Origin of the sequence: Rhizobium sp. RU35A, assembly GCF_900156005.1 — a bacterium.
GTDB classification, from domain to species: Bacteria; Pseudomonadota; Alphaproteobacteria; order Rhizobiales; family Rhizobiaceae; genus Neorhizobium; species Neorhizobium straminoryzae.
The window spans coordinates 402932-425103 of the sequence record NZ_FTMR01000003.1 but is presented as its reverse complement, the minus strand read 5'-3'; the positions used below and the strand labels follow the sequence as shown (position 1 = coordinate 425103).

Annotated in this window: 19 protein-coding genes and 1 riboswitch; of the genes, 10 read left to right on the top strand and 9 right to left on the bottom strand. The window is 63.3% G+C overall.

Annotated features, from left to right (window positions below):
• Window positions 1-213: riboswitch (cobalamin riboswitch) on the bottom strand.
• Window positions 214-276: 63 nt separating this feature from the next.
• The 7 genes from F3H95_RS10420 to F3H95_RS10390 all read right to left on the bottom strand — a co-directional run bounded on the left by F3H95_RS10420 (window position 277) and on the right by F3H95_RS10390 (window position 7654).
• Window positions 277-813 (bottom strand): flavin reductase, encoded by a 537-nt coding sequence (locus F3H95_RS10420; RefSeq protein WP_149745892.1) that lies wholly within the window; start codon window positions 811-813, stop codon window positions 277-279.
• Window positions 814-842: 29 nt separating this feature from the next.
• The gene (locus tag F3H95_RS10415) at window positions 843-2258 is read right to left on the bottom strand and encodes an amidase (protein WP_149745891.1); all 1416 of its coding nucleotides are present in this window, start codon (window positions 2256-2258) and stop codon (window positions 843-845) included.
• Window positions 2248-2460: a hypothetical protein gene (locus tag F3H95_RS10410; RefSeq protein WP_149745890.1), complete on the bottom strand. Its 213-nt coding sequence runs from the start codon at window positions 2458-2460 to the stop codon at window positions 2248-2250. The genes F3H95_RS10415 and F3H95_RS10410 overlap by 11 nt, the downstream gene beginning before the upstream one ends.
• Window positions 2460-3470: an ABC transporter permease gene (locus F3H95_RS10405; RefSeq protein ID WP_143125459.1), complete on the bottom strand. Its 1011-nt coding sequence runs from the start codon at window positions 3468-3470 to the stop codon at window positions 2460-2462. The genes F3H95_RS10410 and F3H95_RS10405 overlap by 1 nt, the downstream gene beginning before the upstream one ends.
• Window positions 3467-5017 (bottom strand): sugar ABC transporter ATP-binding protein, encoded by a 1551-nt coding sequence (locus F3H95_RS10400; RefSeq protein ID WP_149745889.1) that lies wholly within the window; start codon window positions 5015-5017, stop codon window positions 3467-3469. Before F3H95_RS10400 ends, F3H95_RS10405 begins: the two co-directional genes overlap by 4 nt.
• Before the next feature lie 28 nt (window positions 5018-5045).
• Window positions 5046-6146, bottom strand: a complete 1101-nt coding sequence (locus tag F3H95_RS10395) for a sugar ABC transporter substrate-binding protein (protein ID WP_188134353.1) — start codon at window positions 6144-6146, stop codon at window positions 5046-5048.
• Between the two features lie 290 nt (window positions 6147-6436).
• Window positions 6437-7654, bottom strand: a complete 1218-nt coding sequence (locus F3H95_RS10390; RefSeq protein ID WP_188134352.1) for an MFS transporter — start codon at window positions 7652-7654, stop codon at window positions 6437-6439.
• Window positions 7655-7804: 150 nt separating this feature from the next.
• Between F3H95_RS10390 and F3H95_RS10385 the strand changes: the two genes are divergently transcribed.
• The 4 genes from F3H95_RS10385 to F3H95_RS10370 all read left to right on the top strand — a co-directional run bounded on the left by F3H95_RS10385 (window position 7805) and on the right by F3H95_RS10370 (window position 12728).
• A complete protein-coding gene (locus tag F3H95_RS10385) occupies window positions 7805-8611 on the top strand; it encodes a GntR family transcriptional regulator (protein ID WP_143125455.1) in 807 nt (268 codons plus the stop codon).
• 210 nt (window positions 8612-8821) lie between these two features.
• Entirely contained in the window at window positions 8822-9907 is a 1086-nt protein-coding gene (gene rutA / locus F3H95_RS10380; RefSeq protein ID WP_149745886.1) for a pyrimidine utilization protein A, read from the top strand.
• A gap of 11 nt (window positions 9908-9918) precedes the next feature.
• Entirely contained in the window at window positions 9919-11418 is a 1500-nt protein-coding gene (locus F3H95_RS10375) for an amidase (RefSeq protein ID WP_244617972.1), read from the top strand.
• The gene (locus F3H95_RS10370) at window positions 11415-12728 is read left to right on the top strand and encodes an amidase (protein WP_149745884.1); all 1314 of its coding nucleotides are present in this window, start codon (window positions 11415-11417) and stop codon (window positions 12726-12728) included. The genes F3H95_RS10375 and F3H95_RS10370 overlap by 4 nt, the downstream gene beginning before the upstream one ends.
• Window positions 12729-12749: 21 nt before the next feature.
• Here the strand turns inward: F3H95_RS10370 and F3H95_RS10365 are convergent, their stop codons facing one another.
• Window positions 12750-13886 (bottom strand): ROK family protein, encoded by a 1137-nt coding sequence (locus F3H95_RS10365; protein ID WP_244617961.1) that lies wholly within the window; start codon window positions 13884-13886, stop codon window positions 12750-12752.
• Between the two features lie 267 nt (window positions 13887-14153).
• Between F3H95_RS10365 and F3H95_RS10360 the strand changes: the two genes are divergently transcribed.
• The 6 genes from F3H95_RS10360 (at window position 14154) to F3H95_RS10335 (ending at window position 19752) form a co-directional block, all read left to right on the top strand.
• The gene (locus tag F3H95_RS10360; RefSeq protein WP_244617960.1) at window positions 14154-15242 is read left to right on the top strand and encodes an ABC transporter ATP-binding protein; all 1089 of its coding nucleotides are present in this window, start codon (window positions 14154-14156) and stop codon (window positions 15240-15242) included.
• Window positions 15239-16102, top strand: coding sequence for an ABC transporter permease (locus F3H95_RS10355; protein ID WP_149745881.1), 864 nt, complete (start codon window positions 15239-15241; stop codon window positions 16100-16102). The genes F3H95_RS10360 and F3H95_RS10355 overlap by 4 nt, the downstream gene beginning before the upstream one ends.
• Window positions 16103-16105: 3 nt before the next feature.
• The gene (locus F3H95_RS10350) at window positions 16106-16948 is read left to right on the top strand and encodes an ABC transporter permease (protein ID WP_149745880.1); all 843 of its coding nucleotides are present in this window, start codon (window positions 16106-16108) and stop codon (window positions 16946-16948) included.
• A 40-nt stretch (window positions 16949-16988) separates the two neighbouring features.
• Window positions 16989-18110, top strand: coding sequence for an extracellular solute-binding protein (locus tag F3H95_RS10345; RefSeq protein ID WP_210248549.1), 1122 nt, complete (start codon window positions 16989-16991; stop codon window positions 18108-18110).
• 81 nt (window positions 18111-18191) lie between these two features.
• Window positions 18192-18989 (top strand): glycerophosphodiester phosphodiesterase family protein, encoded by a 798-nt coding sequence (locus F3H95_RS10340; RefSeq protein ID WP_149745879.1) that lies wholly within the window; start codon window positions 18192-18194, stop codon window positions 18987-18989.
• Window positions 18973-19752, top strand: coding sequence for an inositol monophosphatase family protein (locus F3H95_RS10335; protein WP_149745878.1), 780 nt, complete (start codon window positions 18973-18975; stop codon window positions 19750-19752). Before F3H95_RS10340 ends, F3H95_RS10335 begins: the two co-directional genes overlap by 17 nt.
• Window positions 19753-19795: 43 nt before the next feature.
• Here the strand turns inward: F3H95_RS10335 and F3H95_RS10330 are convergent, their stop codons facing one another.
• On the bottom strand, window positions 19796-20968 hold the full coding sequence (locus F3H95_RS10330; protein ID WP_244617959.1) for an RHE_PE00001 family protein: 1173 nt from the start codon (window positions 20966-20968) through the stop codon (window positions 19796-19798).
• Between the last annotated feature and the right edge of the window lie 1204 nt (window positions 20969-22172).

The following is a 22172-nucleotide window of genomic DNA, read 5'->3' as shown; positions in this document are numbered from 1 at the left end:
TCTCCGCCCGGCTCCGATGGCTGGTCTCCTGGCTCGCGGTTCCTCACTTCGCCCGCCTTCCCAGCTCTCTTGAAGCCAGTGGCATCCGGACGTCATTCGCCGCTTACAGTTGCGGGGGCAGCCATGGTTTCGGCGCCTTGAGGCGCCCCACCATGTTCCCATTTAACCCGGCTTCCCTTGAGGAAGGCCGGGACCATCACGGGGATGTTATCGTTGCCGGCAGGGTCTTGGCAACAAGGGATTGCGACAATCTCGTATCGCCTTCACCCGGCAGTTTCAGCCCGGAACCCGGCTTGCCTCGCCAAGCACGTGATAGGCGCGCTGGTAATAGGCAAGTGCTTCGTTCGTGCTGCCGGCCCGCAGCGTGACGACACGGCAGAACAGGACCTTGTGCGTGCCCACATCGACCGCCTCTGCCACACGGCAATCGAAGGAGGTCACGGCGTCGGACAGAACCGGCGCACCGGTGTCTCCGGTTACCCAATCGGCAGCGGCAAATCGCTCCTCCACCGGCGTCTTGCCACCGAACAGGGAAGACAGCCGCAGATGTCCCGGACCAAGGGTGTTGACCGACAGCACGCCGTTGGCCTCGAACGTGGAAAACACCGAACTGGACCGGTTGAGACAGACAAGCAGGGTCGGCGGCGTATCGGTCACGCTGCACACCGCGGTTGCAGCAAAACCCGCGCGGCCGGCGACGCCGTCGGTCGTGATGATGTGCACGGCGGCGCCCAGCCTTGCCATGGCATTGCGGAACGCAGCCGGATCGATCGTCGCGGCCCCTTCGAGGCTGGCAGTCTGGATGGCGTTCATCGGACAACTCCTGAAAACCTGGCCTGCCCTCAGGCGGCCGTGGGGGATGCTTGAGATGGATGGAAGGCGGAGAGGGCAAGGGCATGTTCGAGATGCCGCGCCACCGAGGCTGCCAGATCCTCCCGCCAGGGGCGGGCGACCAGCTGGATCGCAACCGGCATCCCCTCACGACCGACAGCCACCGGCAGAGTGACGACCGGAAGGCCGAGATAGGAAAAGGGCCGGGTGAGCGAGGTCATCGCGCTCACCACCTCGTTCATCCGCTGTCCGGCCCCCACATCGACCTCGCGGTCGAGCGGCGCGACGAAGGGCATGGCCGGCAGCATCAGCACATCGCAGACGCCGAAGACCTCATCGAGGAAGCGGGCGAGCATGACGGCACGGATCTGCAGCGCCCGGACATAGACGGGACCGGGAACCGCAAGCCCCTGCGAAATCCGCATGCGCACCTGCGGTCCGTAATCCTCCGGACGCTCGCGCATGCCGTCGAAATGTACGGCGGCCGCCTCGGTCATGGCAACCGCATTGGCAAGCTCCGTCACCGCCTCCAGCGCGCCAAGCGCGACATCGCGCACCTCTTTCACCGCTTTGTCGAGGAGGTTCGCGACCTGCTGCATCGCGCCACCAACATCCGCAGAAAGACTTTGCGTGAAGGCGCCCGTCGCAAGACCGATCCGGAGGCTGGACAAATCCTCCGACAGCGACCCGAGCGGCGCGGCCATGCAGGTGGGATCGATGCCATCCGGCCCGCTGATCAGAGACAGCATCAGCCAGGCGTCCTCGACGTTTGCGGCAAGCGGACCGATGCAATCCTGCGAGAAGGAGAGCGGCATCGCCCCGTGACGGCTGACGCGCCCCTGCGTCGGCTTGATGCCGACCGTTCCGCAGCAGGCCGCCGGCAAGCGGATCGAGCCACCCGTATCGGAGCCGAGCGCCGCGAGAACCACACCGCCGCCGACGGCAGCCCCCGACCCGCTGGACGAACCGCCGGTCACGCGCGCCGGATCGATCGGGTTGATCGCCCGCCCATGATGATGATTGTGCCCCGTCGGCCCCATGGCAAATTCGGACATGTTGAGCCGCCCGATGGAGAGGCTGCCGGCCGCCTCGAGACGCGCCATCACGGTCGATGTGTCTCTCGCCACGTGGCCCGCACGGATGCGCGAGCCGCAGCCGGTGATACGGCCTTCGACATCGAACATGTCCTTGTGCGCCAGCGGCACGCCATGCAGGGGCCCGGGCACGTGCCCCGCGGCGAGTGCCCGGTCGGCCGCGCGGGCACGATCAAGCGCATGCTCGTGATCGATCGACAGAAAGGCGTTGAGGCGTGGCTGGCTGGCTTCAGCCCGTTCCAGCGCGGCCTGCGTGAGTTCAACGGAGGAGATGGTGCGGTTGCGGATCGCAGCAGCGGCCACGGTCAGCGTGGAGGGCGTGTCAACGCTCACGTCCGGCCTCCCGCAACATCAGGGCCGTAAAATGGGAAGGCTCGACCGAAAACAGCGCGCCGTCGCGGGCAAGCGCATGCGCGCCGATGGCCGGCGCATCGCGCCCGATCTCGCCGCGCATGGCAATGTCCTCCGCCGCGTTGGCCGGGCGCTCCCAGAAGGCGCGGACCAGCCGGTCCGGCAGCATATCCTGGCCATCCATCAGCTGAACTCCTGCGGCTGGCGATTGCGCACGAGCTGGCTGAGCGCCACGGCAATGACCAGCGCGCCGCCATAGAAGAGGTTCTGCACATAGGCATCCGCGCCCAGCATGGTCAGCCCGGTAATGCCAGTGACGAGGAAATAGACGCTGATCACCGCGCCAAAGGCATTGAACCGTCCGGGCGAGATCGTCGTTGCCCCGAGAAAGGCGGCGGCGAAGGCCGGCAGCAGCAGATTGAGGCCTGAGAGCGGATCGGCAGAACCGGTCATGCCGGCATAGAAGACGCCGGCAAGGGCCGCGATTACCCCCGAGATGATGAACGAGATGGCCCTGACACGATCGACAGGAATGCCGTTGAGGCGCGACACCTCGCGTCCTCGCCCGACGAACAGCAACCGGCGGCCGGCAATCGTATATTCCAGCACATACCAGATCACGGCTGCCAGAAGCAGCGCATAGAAGAAGGCGAGCGGAATGCCGAACAGCCGGTTGATGATCACCCATTCCACCAGCGACATGGAGACGCCCGAAATGGTCTGCGACTTGCTGATCCAGAGGATCAGACCATTGACGAAGGTGCCGACGCCGAGGGTGACAATCAGCGAGTGGATGCGGAAATAGAGCACGAAGAAGGCGTTGACCGCGCCGATCACAAGCCCGCTCGCCAGCGCGATGACGAGCGTCGGTGCGAGCCCCCAGCCATCACGCGCGTTGAGAACGCCGATCAGCATGGAACTCATGGTCAGCGTCGAGGCGCCCGACAGATCGAAGTCGCCCGAGGTCAGCGGAATGATGATGCCGAGCGTGAGCACCACCAGCACGGCCTGCGAGCCGAACATGGTGGAGAAATTGCGCCAGCTGAGGAACGAATCCGGCATCAGGATGCCGAAGATCACGATCAGCAGCAGCCAGGCACCGACCAGCGCAAAGCGTTCCCCCTCCTGCTTGAGGTTGATGCGTGGTGCACGAACCGGTGCGGCGGGTTTGGCGGACATCTCGAGGGTCGTCATTCTGCGGCCTCCGCGGTTTGGCTTTCGCTGTAGAAACAGGCTTCGGTGATGGCTTTGCGGGTGATCTCCGCGCCGCGCAGCTCCACCACCGGACGGCCGCGGGCAAAGACGAGAATACGGTCGCAGATCTGCTCCAGCTGCTCGTTATCGGTCGAGGCGCAGAGAATGGCAGTGCCGTCGCGGGCGGCCCGGTCGAGGGCAGAAAAGATCTGCTGGCGGGCGCCGAAATCCACCCCTTGCGTCGGCTCGTCCAGGAGAAGCAGGCGCGGCTTCGTCTGCAGCCATTTGGCCAGCAGCACCTTCTGCTGGTTGCCGCCCGACAGCGAGCCGAGCGGCAGCTCCGGCCTTCGGGGACGCACGTCGTGTAGTTCCGAGAGATGGCCGGCCGTTCGCAGCATGCCGGGACGATCAAGACCGAGCAGGCCGCGATGGTCGGCCAGCACCGGCAGGGTGATGTTGTCGGTGACCGAGAGGCTGCCGACCCCGGCCGCCCCCAGCCGGTCGCCCGGCAACAGCGCAAGGCCGAGCGCCTGTGCAGCTGCCGGCGTCAGACGAGAGAGATCGATGGAACGGTCCTCCAGAACCATATTGCCTGTGGCCCTGACCGCACCGAACAGCGCATAGGGAAGGCTTGCGAAACCAGAGCCGATCAGGCCGGTCACTCCCAGCGTCTCCCCCTCCCCGATCGCAAGATCGAAGGGTTCTGCACGACCGGTGGCAATGCCGGTAACGGTGACGGCAGGGGGACGGGCCTCGACGCCTCTCGCCTTGGCGAAAGCATCGATCCGGCTGCCGACGATGGTGTCGAGAATGGCCTGGCGTTCGGTCACCTTCGTCTCGAGGATATCGACCAGTTCGCCATCGCGCAGCACGGCCACGCGGTCGGTGATCTCGCGCACCTCATCGATATCATGCGTGACGATCACCACGGAGGCGCCGCTTGCGACAATGGAGCGGATCAGGCTGAACAGCCGCTTGACATCCTCGGCAGGCAGGAAGGGGGTCGGCTCATCGAGGACGAGGATGCCCTCGCCACCGTAACCGGCATCGGAGGCCTTCAGATCCTCGAAGGCGCGCACGATGGCGACGAAGGCGCGCTCGACCGGCGACAACTGGGCAATCGTCGCAAAGGGATCGATCGACAGGCCGAATGCGGCAAACTGTTCGGCGACGCGTTTTGCCTCGCGCCGCCAGTTGACGAACCAAGGCGTGCGGGTGCCAAGCGCCGTCACCCGCATGTTTTCCACCACCGTCAGCGAGGCAATCAGGCCGAGATGCTGGTGGACGAAGGCAACGCCGCGCTTCTTGATCTCCATCTGGTTGAGCGGCAGCGGCATGGTCTGCCCCCAGAGGATCACCTCGCTGCCCTCTTCCGGCTGGTAGAAACCGGCAAGAACCTTGATCAGGGTGGACTTGCCGGAGCCGTTCTGACCGAGAAGACCGAACACCTCGCCGCGCCGGATCGACAGCGACACGCCTTTGAGCGCCTGAAAATTGCCGAAGCGCATGCGGATGTTGTTCAGGTGAAGCACGGCATTGTCGGACATGGCAGGCTCCTTGTCTGAGGGCGTTGCGTCACTTCAGCTTCCAGAGCTTGCGAAAACCCTCCAGATGGGCATCGCCATAGCCATCGTTGAAGTTGGCGGGAATGCCGGCGGTCTTGATGTTGCGCTCGTCGAAGATCAGCAGCGGCACGTTGAGCTTGGCTGCAGACGGCAGGCCGCACATCATGCGCATGATGTTGTCGATCGCAGCATAGCCGGCCCAGCCGAGGCTTTCCCCGATATCCATCTGCACATGGTTTTCGCGCACCATATCCAGCACGAACGGCGTGCCGTTGAAGCTTGCGATCTTCACCGCGCCCTCGGATCCGGTGATGCGCAGCGCCGGCACGACGAACTGCGACATGGAATCGTAGATCGGCAGGATATAGTTGATCGTGGGATCGGCGAGCAGCGCCGACTGTACGCCAGGCTGGATCTTCGTGGCCCATTCGGAGACCGGCACATCGAGATGCTTCTGCTTGCATTCGGGGCAAAGCGCCTTCAGTTCGGCCTGGATCGACTTCACGAAGGGAATGGAGGGCAGAACGTCGGAAGAGCCGATGATCAGCACATTCGGCTTGCCGCCGGTCTTCACATAGGCCCAGGCCGCCAGCAGCTTGCCGGCGCCGCTGAAATCCACCTTTGCGGAATAGTCCACGCCCTTGAACTGGTCCTGCGTCACGTCATAAAGGTGCGTGGTGCTGATCTTCAGCCCTGCCGCCCGCGCTTCCGCCAGCTGCGGCCCGAGAACTTCGGGATTGAGACCGCCGGCAATATCGAGCGCATCATATTTCTGGCTGATCGCCTGCGATACGCCCTGGATCCACTGGTCCACCTTCAGCTGGTTGTCCCAGGTCGTGTAGGTGAAACCCACCTCCTTTGCCGCAGCCGCCATGCCCTTCTGCAGCTCCACATTGAAGGGAATGGTCATGGAGATCGGAATCGAGAGCACCTTCTTGCCAGCCATGCAGGCCTTTGCGTCAAAGGCATCGCCCGGCGGCGTGAAAACCGGCATCGTCTCGTGCTCGGCAACGATCGCCTTCGCATCGCTCATCGGATCGGCAGCCCCGGGCTGCGCGGCCAGAAGCGATGCCGTGGCGGCAAACAAGGACGTGAGCAGAAACTGGCGCATCTTCGACATTCCCCTTCGTTATCCCCGGCGGACGGCAAGCATCCCCGGATGGCCATGCCCGTTTGAAGATAATGTACGGACATAAACGAGAACTCGTCAACGTGATTCTGCCTAAATTTTTGCACTGCACATAATTGCATCAATTGCCGGGATTGGCACAACGCAGCCTGATGGCAGTTTCATCACCGCGCCGCAGCAAGGGGCACTTTCGGGGCTCAAAATGAAAATGCCGACCCCGAGGCCGGCATTTTCATTCGGTATGTCTGTACATGATGAAGTGAATTGAGACGTCAATCGTCCTTGCGATGCGCCACCCACGCCGCCACCATGCCGCCAAAGCCGAACAGCGAAAAGCAGAGAAAGCTCGCGCCGTAGTGACCGGTCAGCGCATAGAGGGCGGCGAAAGTTGAAGGGCCGACGATGACGCCGATGAAGGTATAGACCAGTGCGCCCCCGGTGATGGCCCCCACCCGCGCTTCCGGCGCATGATGGGCGACCTCGGCCAGCAGCACGCCGTTCCAGCCGATGGTGACAGCCCCGATCAGGACGAACAGCCCTGCCTGCAACACGAGCGGCAGGTCCGCCAGCCAGTAAAGCCCGGCAAAGCCGCAGCCGCCGAGCAGTCCGAGCAGCGACAGCGTCAGCAAGCCGCCGCCGATGCGATCGGCAACGACACCCCAGAACACACGGCCGAAGGCACCGGCAAACTGCATGGCGGCCGCCACGGCACCGGCCGACAGCAGGGACCAGCCAGCATCATGCACCAGCGCCACCACGGCAAAGGCGGAGGCCGAAAGCTGCATGGCGGAATAGGCAAAGCCAAGCCCGCTCAACGTGCGCAGCGGCCGGCTTTTCCAGATGATCGACTGCTCCTCGATAAAACCGCGTCCGAGCGAGCGAGGCTTCATCGCCTGCTTCGGCTGCGCCGCATGGGTAAAGGCCAGCAACCCCATGGTGGCGAGCGGCCCGACCGCACCGATCAGCAGCGCTTCGTGCCAGCCGAACCGGGCAGACAGATAAGGGAAGGCGAAGCTCGCGCAGATGCCGCCAAGCGGGACACCCGCCTGCTTCAGCGAAAAGACGATGTTGCGCCGGTGCTGGGGCGTGACCCGGCTCAGCATTTCCGACGAGGCCGGATTGTTGAGACCATAGCCGAAGCCGATCAGCAGCGAGGCAACCACGATGACCGGCACCAGTGCCGTGGCGATACCGGCAAAGCCGACCGCAAAGAGAACGAGGGCCAGTTGCTCCACCTTCACCGGGCCGTAGCGCTGAACGAGCGTTCCAGCAACCGCCGAGGACACCATGCCGGAGGCATAGATGAGGCTGATCTGGTAGCCGATCCAGTGTGCGCCGATCCCGAGATCGTGCGCGACGGAGGGCGCGATGGCGGTCAGCGCCAGAACGCTGGCTGTTGCCACGATCTGGATCAGGGTTGCGGCGGCAAGGGTCTGCAAAAGCGAGGATGCCGGCGCCAGACGCCGCTCTCCCGCAAGAATGTCCGACATGCGTGGAAGCCTTGGATTGCGTGTGGGAAACGAGTATTTGTACGTACTAACTGATTTCAGGATCTGGCGCAACCGATCGGCCGTGCGGGGCTGCCATGCGGAAACCGTTTGATTCCCCTCGCAAAAGCCTGTTGATGGAGCACCGATCGAATGGATGACACAACGATGACGGAGCAGATGGAGCATGCACCGGGGGATGCACAGGGCATCGACGCCGAATGGCGCCCTGAACTTGCCACCGCGCCGCTCTACCTTCAGGTGGCTCATCATCTGGAAGCGCGCATCCGCAGCGGCGAATTTCCCGTAGGTTCGCTTCTGCCGACAGAAAACGAGCTGGCAGCCGCCCTCGGCGTCAGCCGCCAGACGGTGCGCCAGGCGATTGCCACGATGCGCACCGGCGGGCGCCTCTCCGCCCGCAAGGGCGTCGGAACCCGCGTTGAAGCCGGCATGGACGTGGCCCGCCGCCACTTCATTGCCCATTCCCGCTCGGAACTGTTCGAGGTGGCGAGCAATACGGAATTCGTGATTTCCCACCGACGGGAAATCTCCGCTCAGGGCAAGCTTGCGGTGGAACTCGGCTGCCGGCCGGGGCGGCGCTTCCTGCACATGACGGGCGTGCGCTATACGGCCGCGCGGCAGAAGGCCTTCTCCTGGAACGAGGTCTATATTGACGCCCGCCTGGCGCCGGCCGTGAAGGATGTAGAGGTGGCGAAATCCGCCATCTTTCATCTAATCGAAGAATATACCGGCGAGATGATCCATGAGATCCAGCAGGACATCAAGCCGGTCGCACTCGCCGCCGAGGTCGCGGAACAGATCGGCTGCAGGGAAGGCGACCTCGCCTTGCAGGTGACCCGCCGCTACTATGGCAGCGGTCGCCGCCTGATCGAATACGCTTTCCAGATTCTGCCGGCCGATCGCTTCACCTATACCACGACGCTGCGCGCCGAGACCTGAGGCGTAACGTCCTCTCCGGAATCGCCGTCACTTTCAGCATCTGCGCATGATTCGCGCGGCGTGCCTGCGTGCGCTTTTCAGCAAAAAGCACACAAAATAGGCATGCACAATTTCACGACATTTCATGCTGGACAGCCCCGACAAAGTTTGCATTAGTTCGTACATAAAAACTTTGAACAGGTCCGAAAACGACGACAAGGGGAACTGCACATGGATATCGGAGTCTTCATTCCCATCGGCAACAATGGCTGGCTGATCTCGACGGCATCACCGCAGTACAAGCCGAGTTTCGAGCTCAACAAGCAGATCGTGCAGAAGGCGGAAGCCTATGGTCTCGACTTCGCGCTTTCGATGATCAAGCTGCGCGGCTTCGGCGGAAAGACGGAATTCTGGGACTACAATCTCGAAAGCTTCACGCTGATGGCGAGCCTTGCCGCCGTCACCTCGCGCATCAAGCTGTTTGCCTCGACCGCCGTGCTGACTCTGCCGCCGGCCATCGTGGCACGAATGGCGACCACCATCGATTCCGTCGCGCCCGGCCGCTTCGGCGTCAACATCGTCTCCGGCTGGCAGATGGCCGAATATGACCAGATGGGTATCTGGCCGGGCGACGACTATTTCGGTTACCGCTATGACTATTCCACCGAATACGTCCACATCATGAAGGAACTGTGGGATAAGGGCGAATGCACCTTCGAGGGCAAGCACTTCACGATGAAGGAGTGCATGATGAAGCCCACGCCGGAGCACAAGATCGAGATCGTCGCCGCCGGCCAGAGCCCGCGCGGCATGAAGTTTGCGGCAGAATATGCCGATTACAACTTCGTGCTCGGCTCCGGAATCAACACGCCGACGGCCTATGCCCCCGGTAATGAGCGCCTGATCGAGGCAAGCGCCAAAAGCGGTCGTGATGTCGGCTCTTACGTGCTGTTCATGGTGATTGCCGACGAGACCGACGAACTGGCCGAGGCCAAGTGGCAGAGCTATCGTGCCGGCGCGGACGTCGATGCGCTGGCCTGGATGGCGGATCAGGGCAGCAAGGACGCCAATGCGGACGCCAGTTCCACCGCACGCTCGATCAACCTGCCGGAAGGTGCGGTAAACTTCAACATGGGCACCCTGGTCGGCTCCTATGCCAAGGTCGCGAAGATGCTGGACGAGGCCGCCTCCGTGCCCGGCACCAAGGGCATCATGCTGACCTTCGACGACTTCCTGATCGGTCTCGACCAGTTCGGGGAGCATATCCAGCCGCTGATGGCCTCGCGTAGCCAGATCACCTCGGTGGCGGCGGAATAAGCTCAGTGGCGATGTCATTGACGGTCGATGCGGGGAGCATCCTCGATCCGCTTCAACTCGAAGATCCCCGCGGGGCCGATGCAAGACTGGAGGCCGGCATCACCTCCGCCGACCTTCTTCAGCCTGCGGCGCCGAAACCGGCGCCGCTTCGCAAGGCGGTGCGAGAGGCAGGCGTGGCGGACCTGCTGTCGGCCTATGGCCATGGCAGCCTGACCCCGAGCACGGCTCTTGATGCATTGAAGCATGCCATCGCCGGCACCCGGGCAGGCGCTGAGGCCGTGCTATGCTTTGCAGCAGATCTCGAAACAAGCGTTGCGGAAAGCGACCGTCGCTGGCGTCACAAGAATCCGCGACCGCTGGAAGGCGTGTTCTTTGGCGTCAAAGACATCATCGATGTGGCGGACACCCTCACCACATCCGGCTCACGCCTCACCGGCAATCGCATCGCCCCCGCCGATGCCGATGCCGTGGCACGCCTGAGGGCGGCGGGCGCCATACCGCTTGCCATGCTTGCCACCACCGAGTTTGCCTGCGGCTCGCCCCACAATCCGCGCTTCGGTACAGTCACCAATCCCTGGGATGCGACGCGCTGGACCGGCGGCTCGTCCACCGGCTCGGGTGCGGCGCTTGCCGCCCGGCTGATGCCACTTGCACTCGGCACCGATACCGGCGGCTCGATCCGCGTTCCCTCCTGCTGGTGCGGCACGACCGGTCTCAAACCGACACGAGAGCTGATTTCAAGGCAGGGCGTTGCGCCGCTCTCCTGGACGCTGGATCACGTCGGCCCGATGGCCCGCAGTGCGGAGGATATCGCCATCGTCTTGCCGCACATGACGGCTGTGGCTCCGTCCACGCCGCCGAACGGGACCCGAAAGCTGCGGCTCGGTGTGCCCACCAACTGGTTTACCGAGAGCGTCGATGCCCACGTCATCGCCAATTGGACGGCAGCACTCACCCTGTTTGAGGCGCAAGGGTGCGAACTTGTGGATCTGCCCGGACTCGACATTCAGGCGATTCACGAGGCGGGCTGGACCATTCTGCTTTCGGAACTGGCCGCCTATCACGCCTGCCGCATCGATGAGGCGGATCGGTTCGACGCGGGGCTGGTGGCCCGGCTGAAACAGGGCATGCAGATCTCCGCCTCCGCCTATGGCGAGGCATTGCGATATCGCGCAACTGCCCAGAGGAATTTTGTCGCTCTCTTCCACTCGGTCGATCTCATCGTAACGCCCGGGCTTGGCGGCGAAGCCGGCTTTCTGGATACGCTCACGGTGGAGATTGACGAAACTGCGCTGCCCTTCCAGCAGGTCATCTCGCGCAACACCATGGTCTTCGACTGTCTGGGCCTTCCGGCCCTGATGCTGCCCAGCGGCGTGGGTCGAACCGGTCTGCCAACCGGCATTCAGATCATCGGGCCGCCCGGCTGTGACGGCCTCTGCCTCTCCCTTGGGATCACCTTCCAGTCCCTGACGGACCATCATCGCCGCACACCGCCGGATCTTTCGCCATGACTATCGTCTCCCCTCCCCTTCACCAGCTCACCGCGCGCGAATGCCTCGAGCTGATGGCGCAGGATCGGCTGACGGCGACCGCGCTGGTCGAGGCCTGCCTTGCCCGCATCCGCGAACGGGATGCCGATGTGCGGGCCTGGCTTGTGCTGAGCGACGCGGCGCGTGCCGAGGCGGCCCGTCTCGATGCCCTGCCCAAGGCAGCACGCGGGCGGCTGCACGGCCTGCCGATCGGCATCAAGGACGTGTTCGACACCAGGGACCTGCCGACCACCTACAATTCGCCGCTCTATGCCGGCTTTCAGCCGGCAGCCGATGCCGCCGCCGTCGATCTCCTTCGCGCAGAAGGCGCCATCATTATCGGCAAGACGGATACCACGGAATTTGCCGCCTGCGGTCGCGATGCGGCAACCGCCAATCCGCATGATCTCTCCCGAACCCCGGGCGGCTCCTCGGCCGGCTCGGCAGCGGCGGTCGCGGATTTCCACGTGCCGCTGGCGCTTGCCACCCAGACCGGCGGCTCGACCATTCGCCCCGCCTCCTTCTGCGGCATCTTCGGCTACAAACCGAGCGCCGGCCTCGTCAGCCGCGAAGGCATGAAGATCTATGCGATCAGCCTGGATACCGTGGGCTGGTATGCGCGGTCGATAGACGACATCCGCCTGCTGCAGGAGGTGTTCGGAATTACCGAGCGCTTCCGCGAAGACCCGGCGCCGGATGCGTCGCTGCGGATCGCCGTGACCGAGACACCGTATCATAGCCGGCTTGCGCCGGAATCGCTGGGCGCGCTCGAACAGGCAGAGCGGCACCTGCGGCTCGCCGGTCACCATGTGGAGCGCGTCGATCTGCCGGATGGCTTCGAGCGCCTGGATACCGGCCACCGCACCATCCTGCATCGCGAGGGTGCTGCCGCATTCCGCAATCTCGCCCGCCGCCATGGCAAAGCCCTGCATGACGATTTCCATCATCGCGTCGACAATCGCGACAAGCGCAGCCTCGCCGATCTGAAGCAGGCGCAGGACGATGCTGCCCAAGCCCGGATGGCCTTCGATGCCTTTGCGTCAGAATTCGATCTCATCATCGCTCCCAGCGCACCGGGCTTTGCACCGGCGGGCCGCAAGCCCGGCGACCCGGTGTTCAATGCCTTCTGGACGCTGCTGCAGGTGCCCTGCCTCAACATGCCCCTGCGGCTCGCCGGTGAAACCCTGCCGATCGGCATCACGCTGACCGCACCGCGCTATGACGATGTGCGTCTGCTGGCGCTCGCAGAGCGCCTGTCCAGTACGCTGACAGGCGCTGCCCTTGCCGGGTAGGTCAGATCCGGCGCAAAACTCTCAGGGCCTTGGCAGGGACCAGGCGAAATAACGATCCATCAGCGGAATAAGGGCCGCTCCGAGGATCGAGGAATCGCCCTCGATCTCGCTGACCAGCCGCTCAGGATAGGGGGCATCGATGCCGTAGCGCGGCGCGCTCGGCGATGGCGCAACGGCTGCCAGACACTGGCCGAGCGCCCGCGGCAATTCGCCCCCGAACACGATGGCTTCTGGGTCGATCACCGCCCGCAGCATGTCGATCGCCCGGTTCAGCGCCGGAGTGACTTCCTCGACCCATTCCGCGACGCCCGGCCAGGCGGGATCGAAACGCTGGCGCAGCTCGCGGACATTGGCAACGGCAAGACCGCGCGCATTCAGCCGCTTCAGCAATTCGCCCAGCGCCGGCCGCGACGGACCTTCCTCCACGGTGAAGACGCGACTGATTTCGCCGGCATTGCCGAAGGCGCCAAAGAAGGGTTTTCCATCGAGCACGATGCCGCCGCCGAAGCCGTAATTGAAAGACAGATAGCCGAAGGTGGCGAACCGACGGCCGGCGCCAACGGCCGATTCGCCGATGGCCCCGGTGGTGGCGTTGTTTTCCGTCCAGACCGGCAGATCGAACAGCGTTTCCAACTCGGCCTTCAGATTGATCAGCGACCAGTCGGTGAGGGGTTCCGGCGCGTTGAAGCGTCGGTCGGCGCCGACGAAGAAGCCCGCCATCGAAAAGCCGACGCCGACCAGCTGCGATGCGGCAATGCCGCGCCCTGCCAGCGCCCGGCGGATCTGTTCCTTCAGGGCAAACAGCGTGTCGCGCCGGCGGGTCGGCGGCGTCTCCAGCATCTCCTCATGCACGATCCTGCAGGCGAAGTCGCACATGCCGAAGGAAATGCTGTCGGTATTGACGGAAATGCCGATCGTATACGCCGCATCGGGCTGCAACATCAGCGCCGGGCTCGGCTTGCCGCGACCGTGAATGACCGCCTCGCCCAGCATCAGCAGCCCTTCCTCCAGCAGCGCATCGACGATGCGGTGAACGGAGGGCTGCGTCAGGTTCGTGCTGGGCGCCACCTGCGAGCGCATGACGCTGCCCTGCCGGCGCACGATTTCCAGGATCATCCGTTCATTGCCCGACAAGTCACGATGAGTTCTGGCGGGCACGGCAACCTCTTTGCTGATCCTGCAGTCCCCGTTCCCTAGCCGGTCTTCCCGTCTCCCGCAATCGTCGATCCGGGCGTCAGGCTGGAGATATGCAAAATCATACGTGGACATTGATTTGTCTGTGCTCGTTTCCATCGAGTCCACGAAAGGGGATCATCGCAAGCGGTTTCGACGAAATTTTTCTGTCATATTTATTATACACAAAGCATGATAAATAACCGGCATCCGAAACGATCGGACCATGCAATCATCGACGGAGGAAGACCGGTGCCACCCCATGCCCTGACGATAGACGAGGCGAGCCTCAGCTTCGGCCGGTTTCAGGCACTGAAATCCGTCAGCTTCGCCGCCGAGCAGGGTCAGCAGGTCACCCTGCTCGGCCCCTCCGGCTGCGGCAAGACCACGCTGCTGAAGGCGATTGCCGGCTTTCTGGCCCTGGACAGCGGCCGTATCGAGATCGGCGGGCACGACATGACCGGCATCCCGCCGGAACGGCGCGACACGGCCATGTGCTTCCAGTCCTATGCGTTGTTTCCGCATCTGAGCGTTTCTGACAATATCGGCTTCGGCCTGCGCCAGCAGCGGATCGGCGAGGCGGAAATCCGGTCCCGGGTCGGCACAGTGGCGGAACAGGTCAGCCTCGTCGCCCAGCTCGCCAAGTTGCCCGGTCAGTTGTCCGGCGGCCAGCAGCAGCGTGTGGCGCTGGCGCGAGCCATGGCGGTGCGTCCGGGCATCATGCTGTTCGACGAGCCGCTCTCCAATCTCGATGCAAAACTGCGCGATCAGGTGCGCATGGAAATCCGAGCCCTGCAGCGCCAGCACGGATTTACCGCGGTCTATGTCACGCATGACCAGTCGGAAGCGCTTGCCATGTCGGATCTGGTGGTGGTGATGCGCGCCGGCGAAATCGAACAGATGGGCCGGCCGGAAGACATCTACCGGCAGCCGAAAAACCGGTTCGTCGCGGATTTCATCGGCACGGCGAATATCATGCCGGTGCGCGTGATCGGCCATGATGCCGCAAGCGGCCTGCATCACATCGAAAGCCCGCTCGGCCGCCTGACGGTGCGTTCGCAGATCGCACCCGTCGCGAAGACGATCTTTGCCTGCTGGCGCCCCGAAGATGCCGTCCTCGTTGCCGCCGGCGACGAGACCGGTCCCAATCGCGCCACGCTGCGCGTCCTCTCCCGCACCTTCCTCGGCAATCTTTGCGATCTCAACGTGGTGACCGATGGCGAGAACCCGGTTTCCTTCCGCATCCAGACGCACGGATTTACCCCGATTGCCGAGGGCGAGCGGATCACGCTCTCTTTGAAGCCGGAAGCGATCCGCTTCCTCGGGGAGGCCGCGGAATGAGTGCATCCTTCTCCATACGGCCCTATCTTCTGTTGCTGCCGGGTCTGCTGCCGATCCTCGCCTTCATGTCGCTGGTCATCGGCATGGCCCTCTCCCAGTCCGTCGGCTATTTCAATTTTTCGGGCGATTCGGGCTTTTCCCTGCGCTTCTGGCACACGGTACTGTCGGAACAGCAGTTGTGGCGGGCCTTCTGGTATTCGGCGCGCATTGCGCTGTTCTCCTCGCTTCTCTCGGTCGCGCTCGCCTATCCCGTGGCGCTCTGGCTGCGCCGCCCCTTCGCCGGTTCCGATCTCGTCAGCGCACTGATCAAGGCGCCGATCCTCGTGCACGGGCTTGTCGCCGCCTTTCTTTATGTGAACTTCATCTCGTTCCAGGGCTTTCTCAACGCGGCGCTGGTCCATCTCGGTCTCGTCGCCCGGCCGATCCGCATGCAGAACGATCCCTATGCCATCGGCGTCGTGATCCTGCAGGTATGGAAGAACATGCCCTTCGCCTTCCTGATCCTGACCGGGCCGGTGCGGGCGATCGGCGACGACATTCTCGATGCCGCCCGTGACCTCGGCGCCGGTGCCTTTGCGAGACTGCGTCGCGTGATCCTGCCGCTGACGCTGCGCTCGCTGCAGGCGGCGCTGATCCTGATCTTCATCGGGGCCGCTGGCGACTATTCCTTCCAGTCCGTCGCCGGGCCAACCAGCCTCAATTCGCTGGCCCAGTACATGGTCCGCATCCAGCAGGACAATGCCGGCCATGGCTGGAACGAGGCGGCGGTGATTGCCGTGATGCTGATGGGACTCTCACTGTTCGGGTCGGCGGCTCTGGCAGCCCTGATCCAGTTCCTGCTGCGCCGCACGGGGAGATAGACCATGCGTCGTCATCGCTCCGCCGCCCTCCTTGTGCAGACCCGCCTGCCGGTTGTTCTCGCGCTCATCGTTTTCACGATCGGACTGGCGCTTCCCTTTGCCATGGCGGTGTTGTGGTCGCTGGTCGATCCCTCCCACCCGTGGGCCTATCCGGCGGTGCTTCCGCCGGTTCTCTCCTTCCGGCGCTGGATCGAGATCTGGACCACCAGCGCCCTGCCGCAGGCGCTTGCCAACAGCTATCTTCTGGCGGCGACGGTCTCCGTCTCGACGCTGCTGCTCGCCCTGCCGACCGCCTATGCCTTCGGCCGCCTGCAATTTCCGGGCAAGGCGGCAGCGCAGATGCTCACGCTGATCCCACTGGTAATACCGGGCTTCGTCGGAGCGATCTTCTTCTCCGCTCTGCTGGTCCGCTTCGGGGTCTATTCCCGTTTCGCCGGCATTGCGCTCGGCCACACCGTCATCTTCCTGCCCTATGCGATCCGCCTGCTCAGCCTGTCCTTCGCCATGGTGCGGCAGGACCTGATCGACGCCGCCCGCGATCTGGGCGCCTCGCCGTTGACCGTGTTCCGCACTGCCACGCTGCCGGTGCTGAAACCGGGGCTGCTGGCAGCGCTCATCATCGTCTTCATTCTGTCGATCGAGGAGTTTGCGATCTCCTACATCGTGGGTGCGCCGGATTTCACCACCGTGCCGACGATCCTCTACTCCTATCTCGGCTACAACTTCATCCGGCCCAACGCCGCAGCCATTTCCCTGATCCTCGTCGTTCCCAACGTACTTCTGATGCTGATTGCCGAGCGCCTGCTGAAAAGCGCCGATCCGGCCACCATCACCGGAAAGGGATGACGCCGATGCCTCCCCTCCCCACCAAGCTAGGACCAGCCCCATGCTGAAGACCATCGCAATGCTTGCGCTCGCCACGGCTCTGCCGCTGGCCGGCCTCACCGCCCCGGCCGCCGCCAAGGATCTTTCCCAGATGAACTGGGAGGAGATCGTGGCAGAAGCGAAGCAGGAGGGCCAGATCAACTGGTTCCACTGGTATTTCCAGGATCGTTTCCGCGAACAGGTGAAGGCCTTCGAGGCCCGGTACGGCATCAAGGTCACCATCCCGGATGGCGACGGCAAGGCCAACATGGACAAGATGCTGGCCGAGCGCGGCCGCACCGAGGGCGATATCGACGTGATCTCGCTGGGCGGTTCCGCTCTGCAGACCTTCAAGGCCGAGGACCTGCTCTACGGCCCGCTGAAGCCGCTTTTGCCTGATGGCGCCAAGCTGCGCTTCTCCATCGAAGGCACCGACAACAAGGGCTATGCGCCGGCCTTCTGGGGCAACCAGACGGCCATTGCCTATAACCCGGCCCGCATCTCGGAAAAGGAACTGCCGCACACGCTGGAAGACTTTGCCGCCTTCTTCAGGACGAACCCCGGCGAAATGGGCTTCAACACGGAAAATGGCGGCTCCGGCCCGGCCTTTATCGAGGCCGTGACCCGCGCGCTCGTCAAGGACATCGACTATGCCAACGGCGCCTCGACGCCGGAGAAGGTCGCCAAGCTCGCGCCGGCCTGGGACTGGTTCAAGGCCAACCACGATGGCTACATCATCACGGCCTCGAATGCCGACAGCGTGACCCGCATCAACAGCGGTGAGTTCAAGCTGATCGCCGGCTGGGAGGACCAGATCGCCGGCCTGCAGCGCAAGGGCGAAATTTCGCGCGACATCAAAATGTACATCCCGTCCTTCGGCATGCCGGGCGGCGGCAATGTCATCGCCATTCCCGCCAATGCCAAGCACAAGGCGGCAGCCCTGGTGCTGATCCACTGGCTGACCAGTGCAAACACGCAGACGGAGCTGGCGAAGACCTTCGGCATCGCGCCGCAGCATCCCGATGCCGACAGTTCCGTCGGGCTGATCGCAGCCGGCGACCGCAAGTTTTCCACTGTCTGGGCGGCAAAGCCCTTCGGCGACGACATCAAGAAGGCTTTCGTCAACCAGGTCACCCTGCACTAAGTCATCGCGAAAACAACCTTGGGTCGTGTCGCCAACGTCACGACCTGATCCCTTCTCTTCACAACTTCCGAAAGAACTGACATGCCTGCTTTCGATCCCCGCCCTCTTGCAACCATCCAGCGCCAGAATGTGGCCGTGCCGGATGCCCTGATTGCCCATCGCGGCGCGCCGCTCCTCGCACCGGAAAACACGCTTCCCGCCATGCGGGCAGCCGCTGCCAGGGGTGCGCGCTGGGTGGAAGTCGACGTGAAGCTGACGCGCGACATGCAGCCGGTGATCATTCACGACGACCGGGTCGATCGCACCACCAATGGCCGCGGCTTCGTCGCCAACATGAGTTTCGAAGACATCCGTCAACTGGATGCCGGCTCCTTCTTCTCGCCCGACTTTGCCGGCACCCGCGTTCCGACGCTCGAGGAACTGGTCGAAACCGTACTCGATCTCGACATCGGCCTGCAGCTGGAACTGAAGCCGACGGCGGGCGACGACATCGAGACAGCGGAAGTGGCACTCGCCGCCATGAAGGACCTGTGGCCTGTCCATCGCGGCCGGCTGTTCATCACCAGCTTCTCGATCCGATCGATCCATGCCGCCGCGCGCTTGCTGCCGGATGTGCCGCGTGCCTTTGCCGTGGTGGTGCCGCCGCGCGACCCGAAGGCGCTGCTGGCGGAAACCCGCTGCCAGATCCTGCACCTGCAGCGTGACTTCCTGCCCGACAATGCGCTGAAGATCATGGCCGACAGTGGTATCGAATATGCCGTTGCCACCATCAACGAGGCACAGGCCACAGAACGGTTCTTCGCCGCTGGCGCCCAGACCATTCTCTCCGACATCCCGGATCTTTTTGAAAGGACGGCCCCCCATGCCGACAGTCTCTGATCGTCTCACCGTCGCCCGCAGCATCATCGGCGAGGCGGCGCACCGCGCCATGGCGCACTTCATTGCTCGCGACAGCCTGCCACTCGAGCAGAAGAGCGCGAGCGATTTCGTCTCCGAAGCCGATCGTGACGTGGAAACCTTGATCCGTGCCCGACTGCAGCATTGCCTTCCGGGCGACCGGATGCTGGGCGAGGAAATGGGAGGCGACGTTTCCGACAGCTTCTGGGCCATCGACCCTATCGACGGCACGGCCAATTTTCTCCGTGGCTCTCCTCTCTGGGGTGTTTCGCTGGGCTATGTGGAAGCCGGGCGGCCGGTCGTGGGAGTTGTCGCCTACCCTGCCCTTAGCCTCACCCTGAGTGCAGCCGACGGGCTTGGTATCCAGAAGAACGGAGCGGCGTTTCACCGGCACGTTTCCTTTCCCGAGATCCGCCTCGCCTCTGTCGGAGAAAGCGCCCAATGGCCGGCCGAGGAGATGGCGCAGACGGAACTCGCTCTTCGCCGCGACGGATGGGGCATCACAGAATATCGCTGCGCCACCATAGGGCTCGGCTTTGCCGCCCTGGGGTTCACGGATGGCTATGTGGAGCGTCACACCAGCATCTGGGACATTGCGGCCGGCGCTGTGCTCTGCAGCGAAGCCGGCTTGGTGGTTCAGCAAAGCGGAACGACAGAGACCGCAGCCATGACGATTCTCGCCGCCACCCCGCCGCTTGCTGTCCTGCTGCGTCCCCTCGTTGAACTGCCTCAGATAGCGGATTGACGACAGGTCCGGCGGCACGTCCTGTCGCCGGACCTTCACGTTGTCAAAGAATGCCCCAGGCGCGAAACCGCCCTCTCCCGGTCATCTCCCGGAGACCAAGCTCCTCCACGAGGCGCAACGCTGCGCGCGGTGTGATATCGAGCGCCGCGGCCACAAGGGCAGATGACACAAGCGGACGCCCGATGACGAGTTCCACCAGTTCAGGCAGTTTGGATGACATGCGGCGACCAGACAGGCGCCGTTCAAGCAATTGCAGCGCGATCGAAAGCCTGTCCTGTTCCTTGAGGCCAAACTCGGCAGCCCCCTGCACCCCCTGGAGAATGGCCAGCAACCGCACATCCCGGTCCCGATGGCGTCGCCGCTCGACGGGTATCGCCTTCAGGCCAATACTGACTGCAAGCAGATGAGCCCCGCCTGTGAGTCCCTCCTGCCGCATCAGTTCTGCCGCCAGCAGACGACCAAGCCAGGGCGCATGCTGCAGCACCTGCAACTGATGCCATGCATCAACCAGCAGTGCTGCGCGAAGAACCGCCGGCAGACCTGCCGACTGCACGAGCACCCCACGCCACTCATCCAGACGCTCGTCTTCATCCCAATCAGGATCGTAAACGAGTGTATTTCGCTCAGGGCCCGGGCGCGGTGTCGCACCGCCGCGCACCTCGCGGATCGCCCGATCTGACCGTGCAATGGCGCGATCAATCGCTGCAAACTCTTCCGCCAGAGGATCGGCGACTGATATCGTATCATCGACCGCGCCCTCCGCCATGGGCGCGCCTCCATAGACAGGTTTGCCGCCAACGGCCTTCTGCTCCGGCGCGGCGCCCGGATCCTGGCAACGAAGGCTTGCCAACCCCTCCCGATCCAGCGCCCAGCCGGCAGGCTGCCCCGCGATGCGCCGGCGGGTGCGCAGGATATCCCGGGCAATTGTCAGCTCATGGGTCGGCGTGCGCACGTCATGCCCCGCATCATGCAAAACCAGATCCTCGAGATGCACCAGTTCGCCTTCCACCCAAAGCGAAGCGCAGGCATCGCCGAAGTGAAGCCGTTGAAGAAGCCCTTCACCGGACGGCGAACGCGCCAGCCGTTCATCAAGACGAACGATCGCCGCCGTAGCATCCGAAGTGACGCAAAGCAGCCCGTGCACGGGCAAATTTCGCAAGGAGTAACTCATTGAAATTATGGTAAACGAAACGTCAAACGGACACCAGAAGAACATTAGAGTCCGTTAGCTGGACGCTGTCACGTAACATAAAAAAGCCGGGAAAAACCGCATTGCAGCGAGAGACTGCATTATAGAGAATTCATCCACGATCGCCAGCCCCTGACTGCAAAAACGCCGGGATGATCACAGGGAAACCGCCTCAGATATAGAACAGCCCGGCGTCTGTTGTTCCTCAGGACACAAAGGGCGGGGGTCATCGTGAAGCGGTGCGGATACAAACTGAATGGGCAAAGCCCGAAGTCACCGGCCCCAGACTTGCGCCGGACACATACAATCGGATCGCTAATCCGATCACATATCCCCGGACATTGCGGAGGGGGACATCAATCTCATCCGGGCACATCCAATATTCGACGCATCATCAATCCGGTCGTACCGAAATCCAGACTCTCTTGCGTGGCGAAGCTTATACGCAGGAATCCCTCCATTGGCTTCTCCCCCTGCACGACCATGGGATTTGGATGGATGACCCCCTCGCCGTTCGCGTCGGTCAGACGTCGACACCTCCCTGTAAGAACGCCGGCATTACCGCAGGAATAAGCATCACAGCTCCGTTCGGGATTTCATCTCGCATGGTAAGTTGGAAGCATTGGAGTCGATCGCAGCAGCGATATATCCAGCCACAGAGGAGCTCCGGCTGCGAACAACGATACATGCATTCGTTCGATTGCAGTGTCAGCGGATAGACCGACCTTCTCCAGTCATCTCGGTTGAAACTCAAAATCAGTCCGCGAAGGAAAACTCTCCCCGGACAAGACGCATTGCCTCGATCCAAATGCCATGCGCAATGATCCACGACCTCGCCTTTCCTCCCGGAGCGGGTCATGCACTTGCTTCTGGGATCACGCAGTAGGTCGCCGGCCACAAACCGGCGCAAGCTGTAACCGAGGCACCGGCAGAAAGAAGGGCAGAACATTTCGTGGTAACGGAATTCCGACGCCTCTTCATCGTCACCATGAGGGACTGAGACCATCCCCAACTCAGGGTTTGGATCGACGCTGGAAACGGCGGGTTGATGCGGTGGCATCGCGACGCACGAGGGATGTCCGCATGCCGCATCGCATCCAAGAAACATGCGTGCAGAATGGGCGGAAGTCTCTCAGGAAGTCCTGACAGCTGTCAGGCTGGAGCCGTACAAAGGGTAGGCGCCATCACCTCGGCGATATCCTGCGAAGATAAAACAGCCCATCGCGGACCC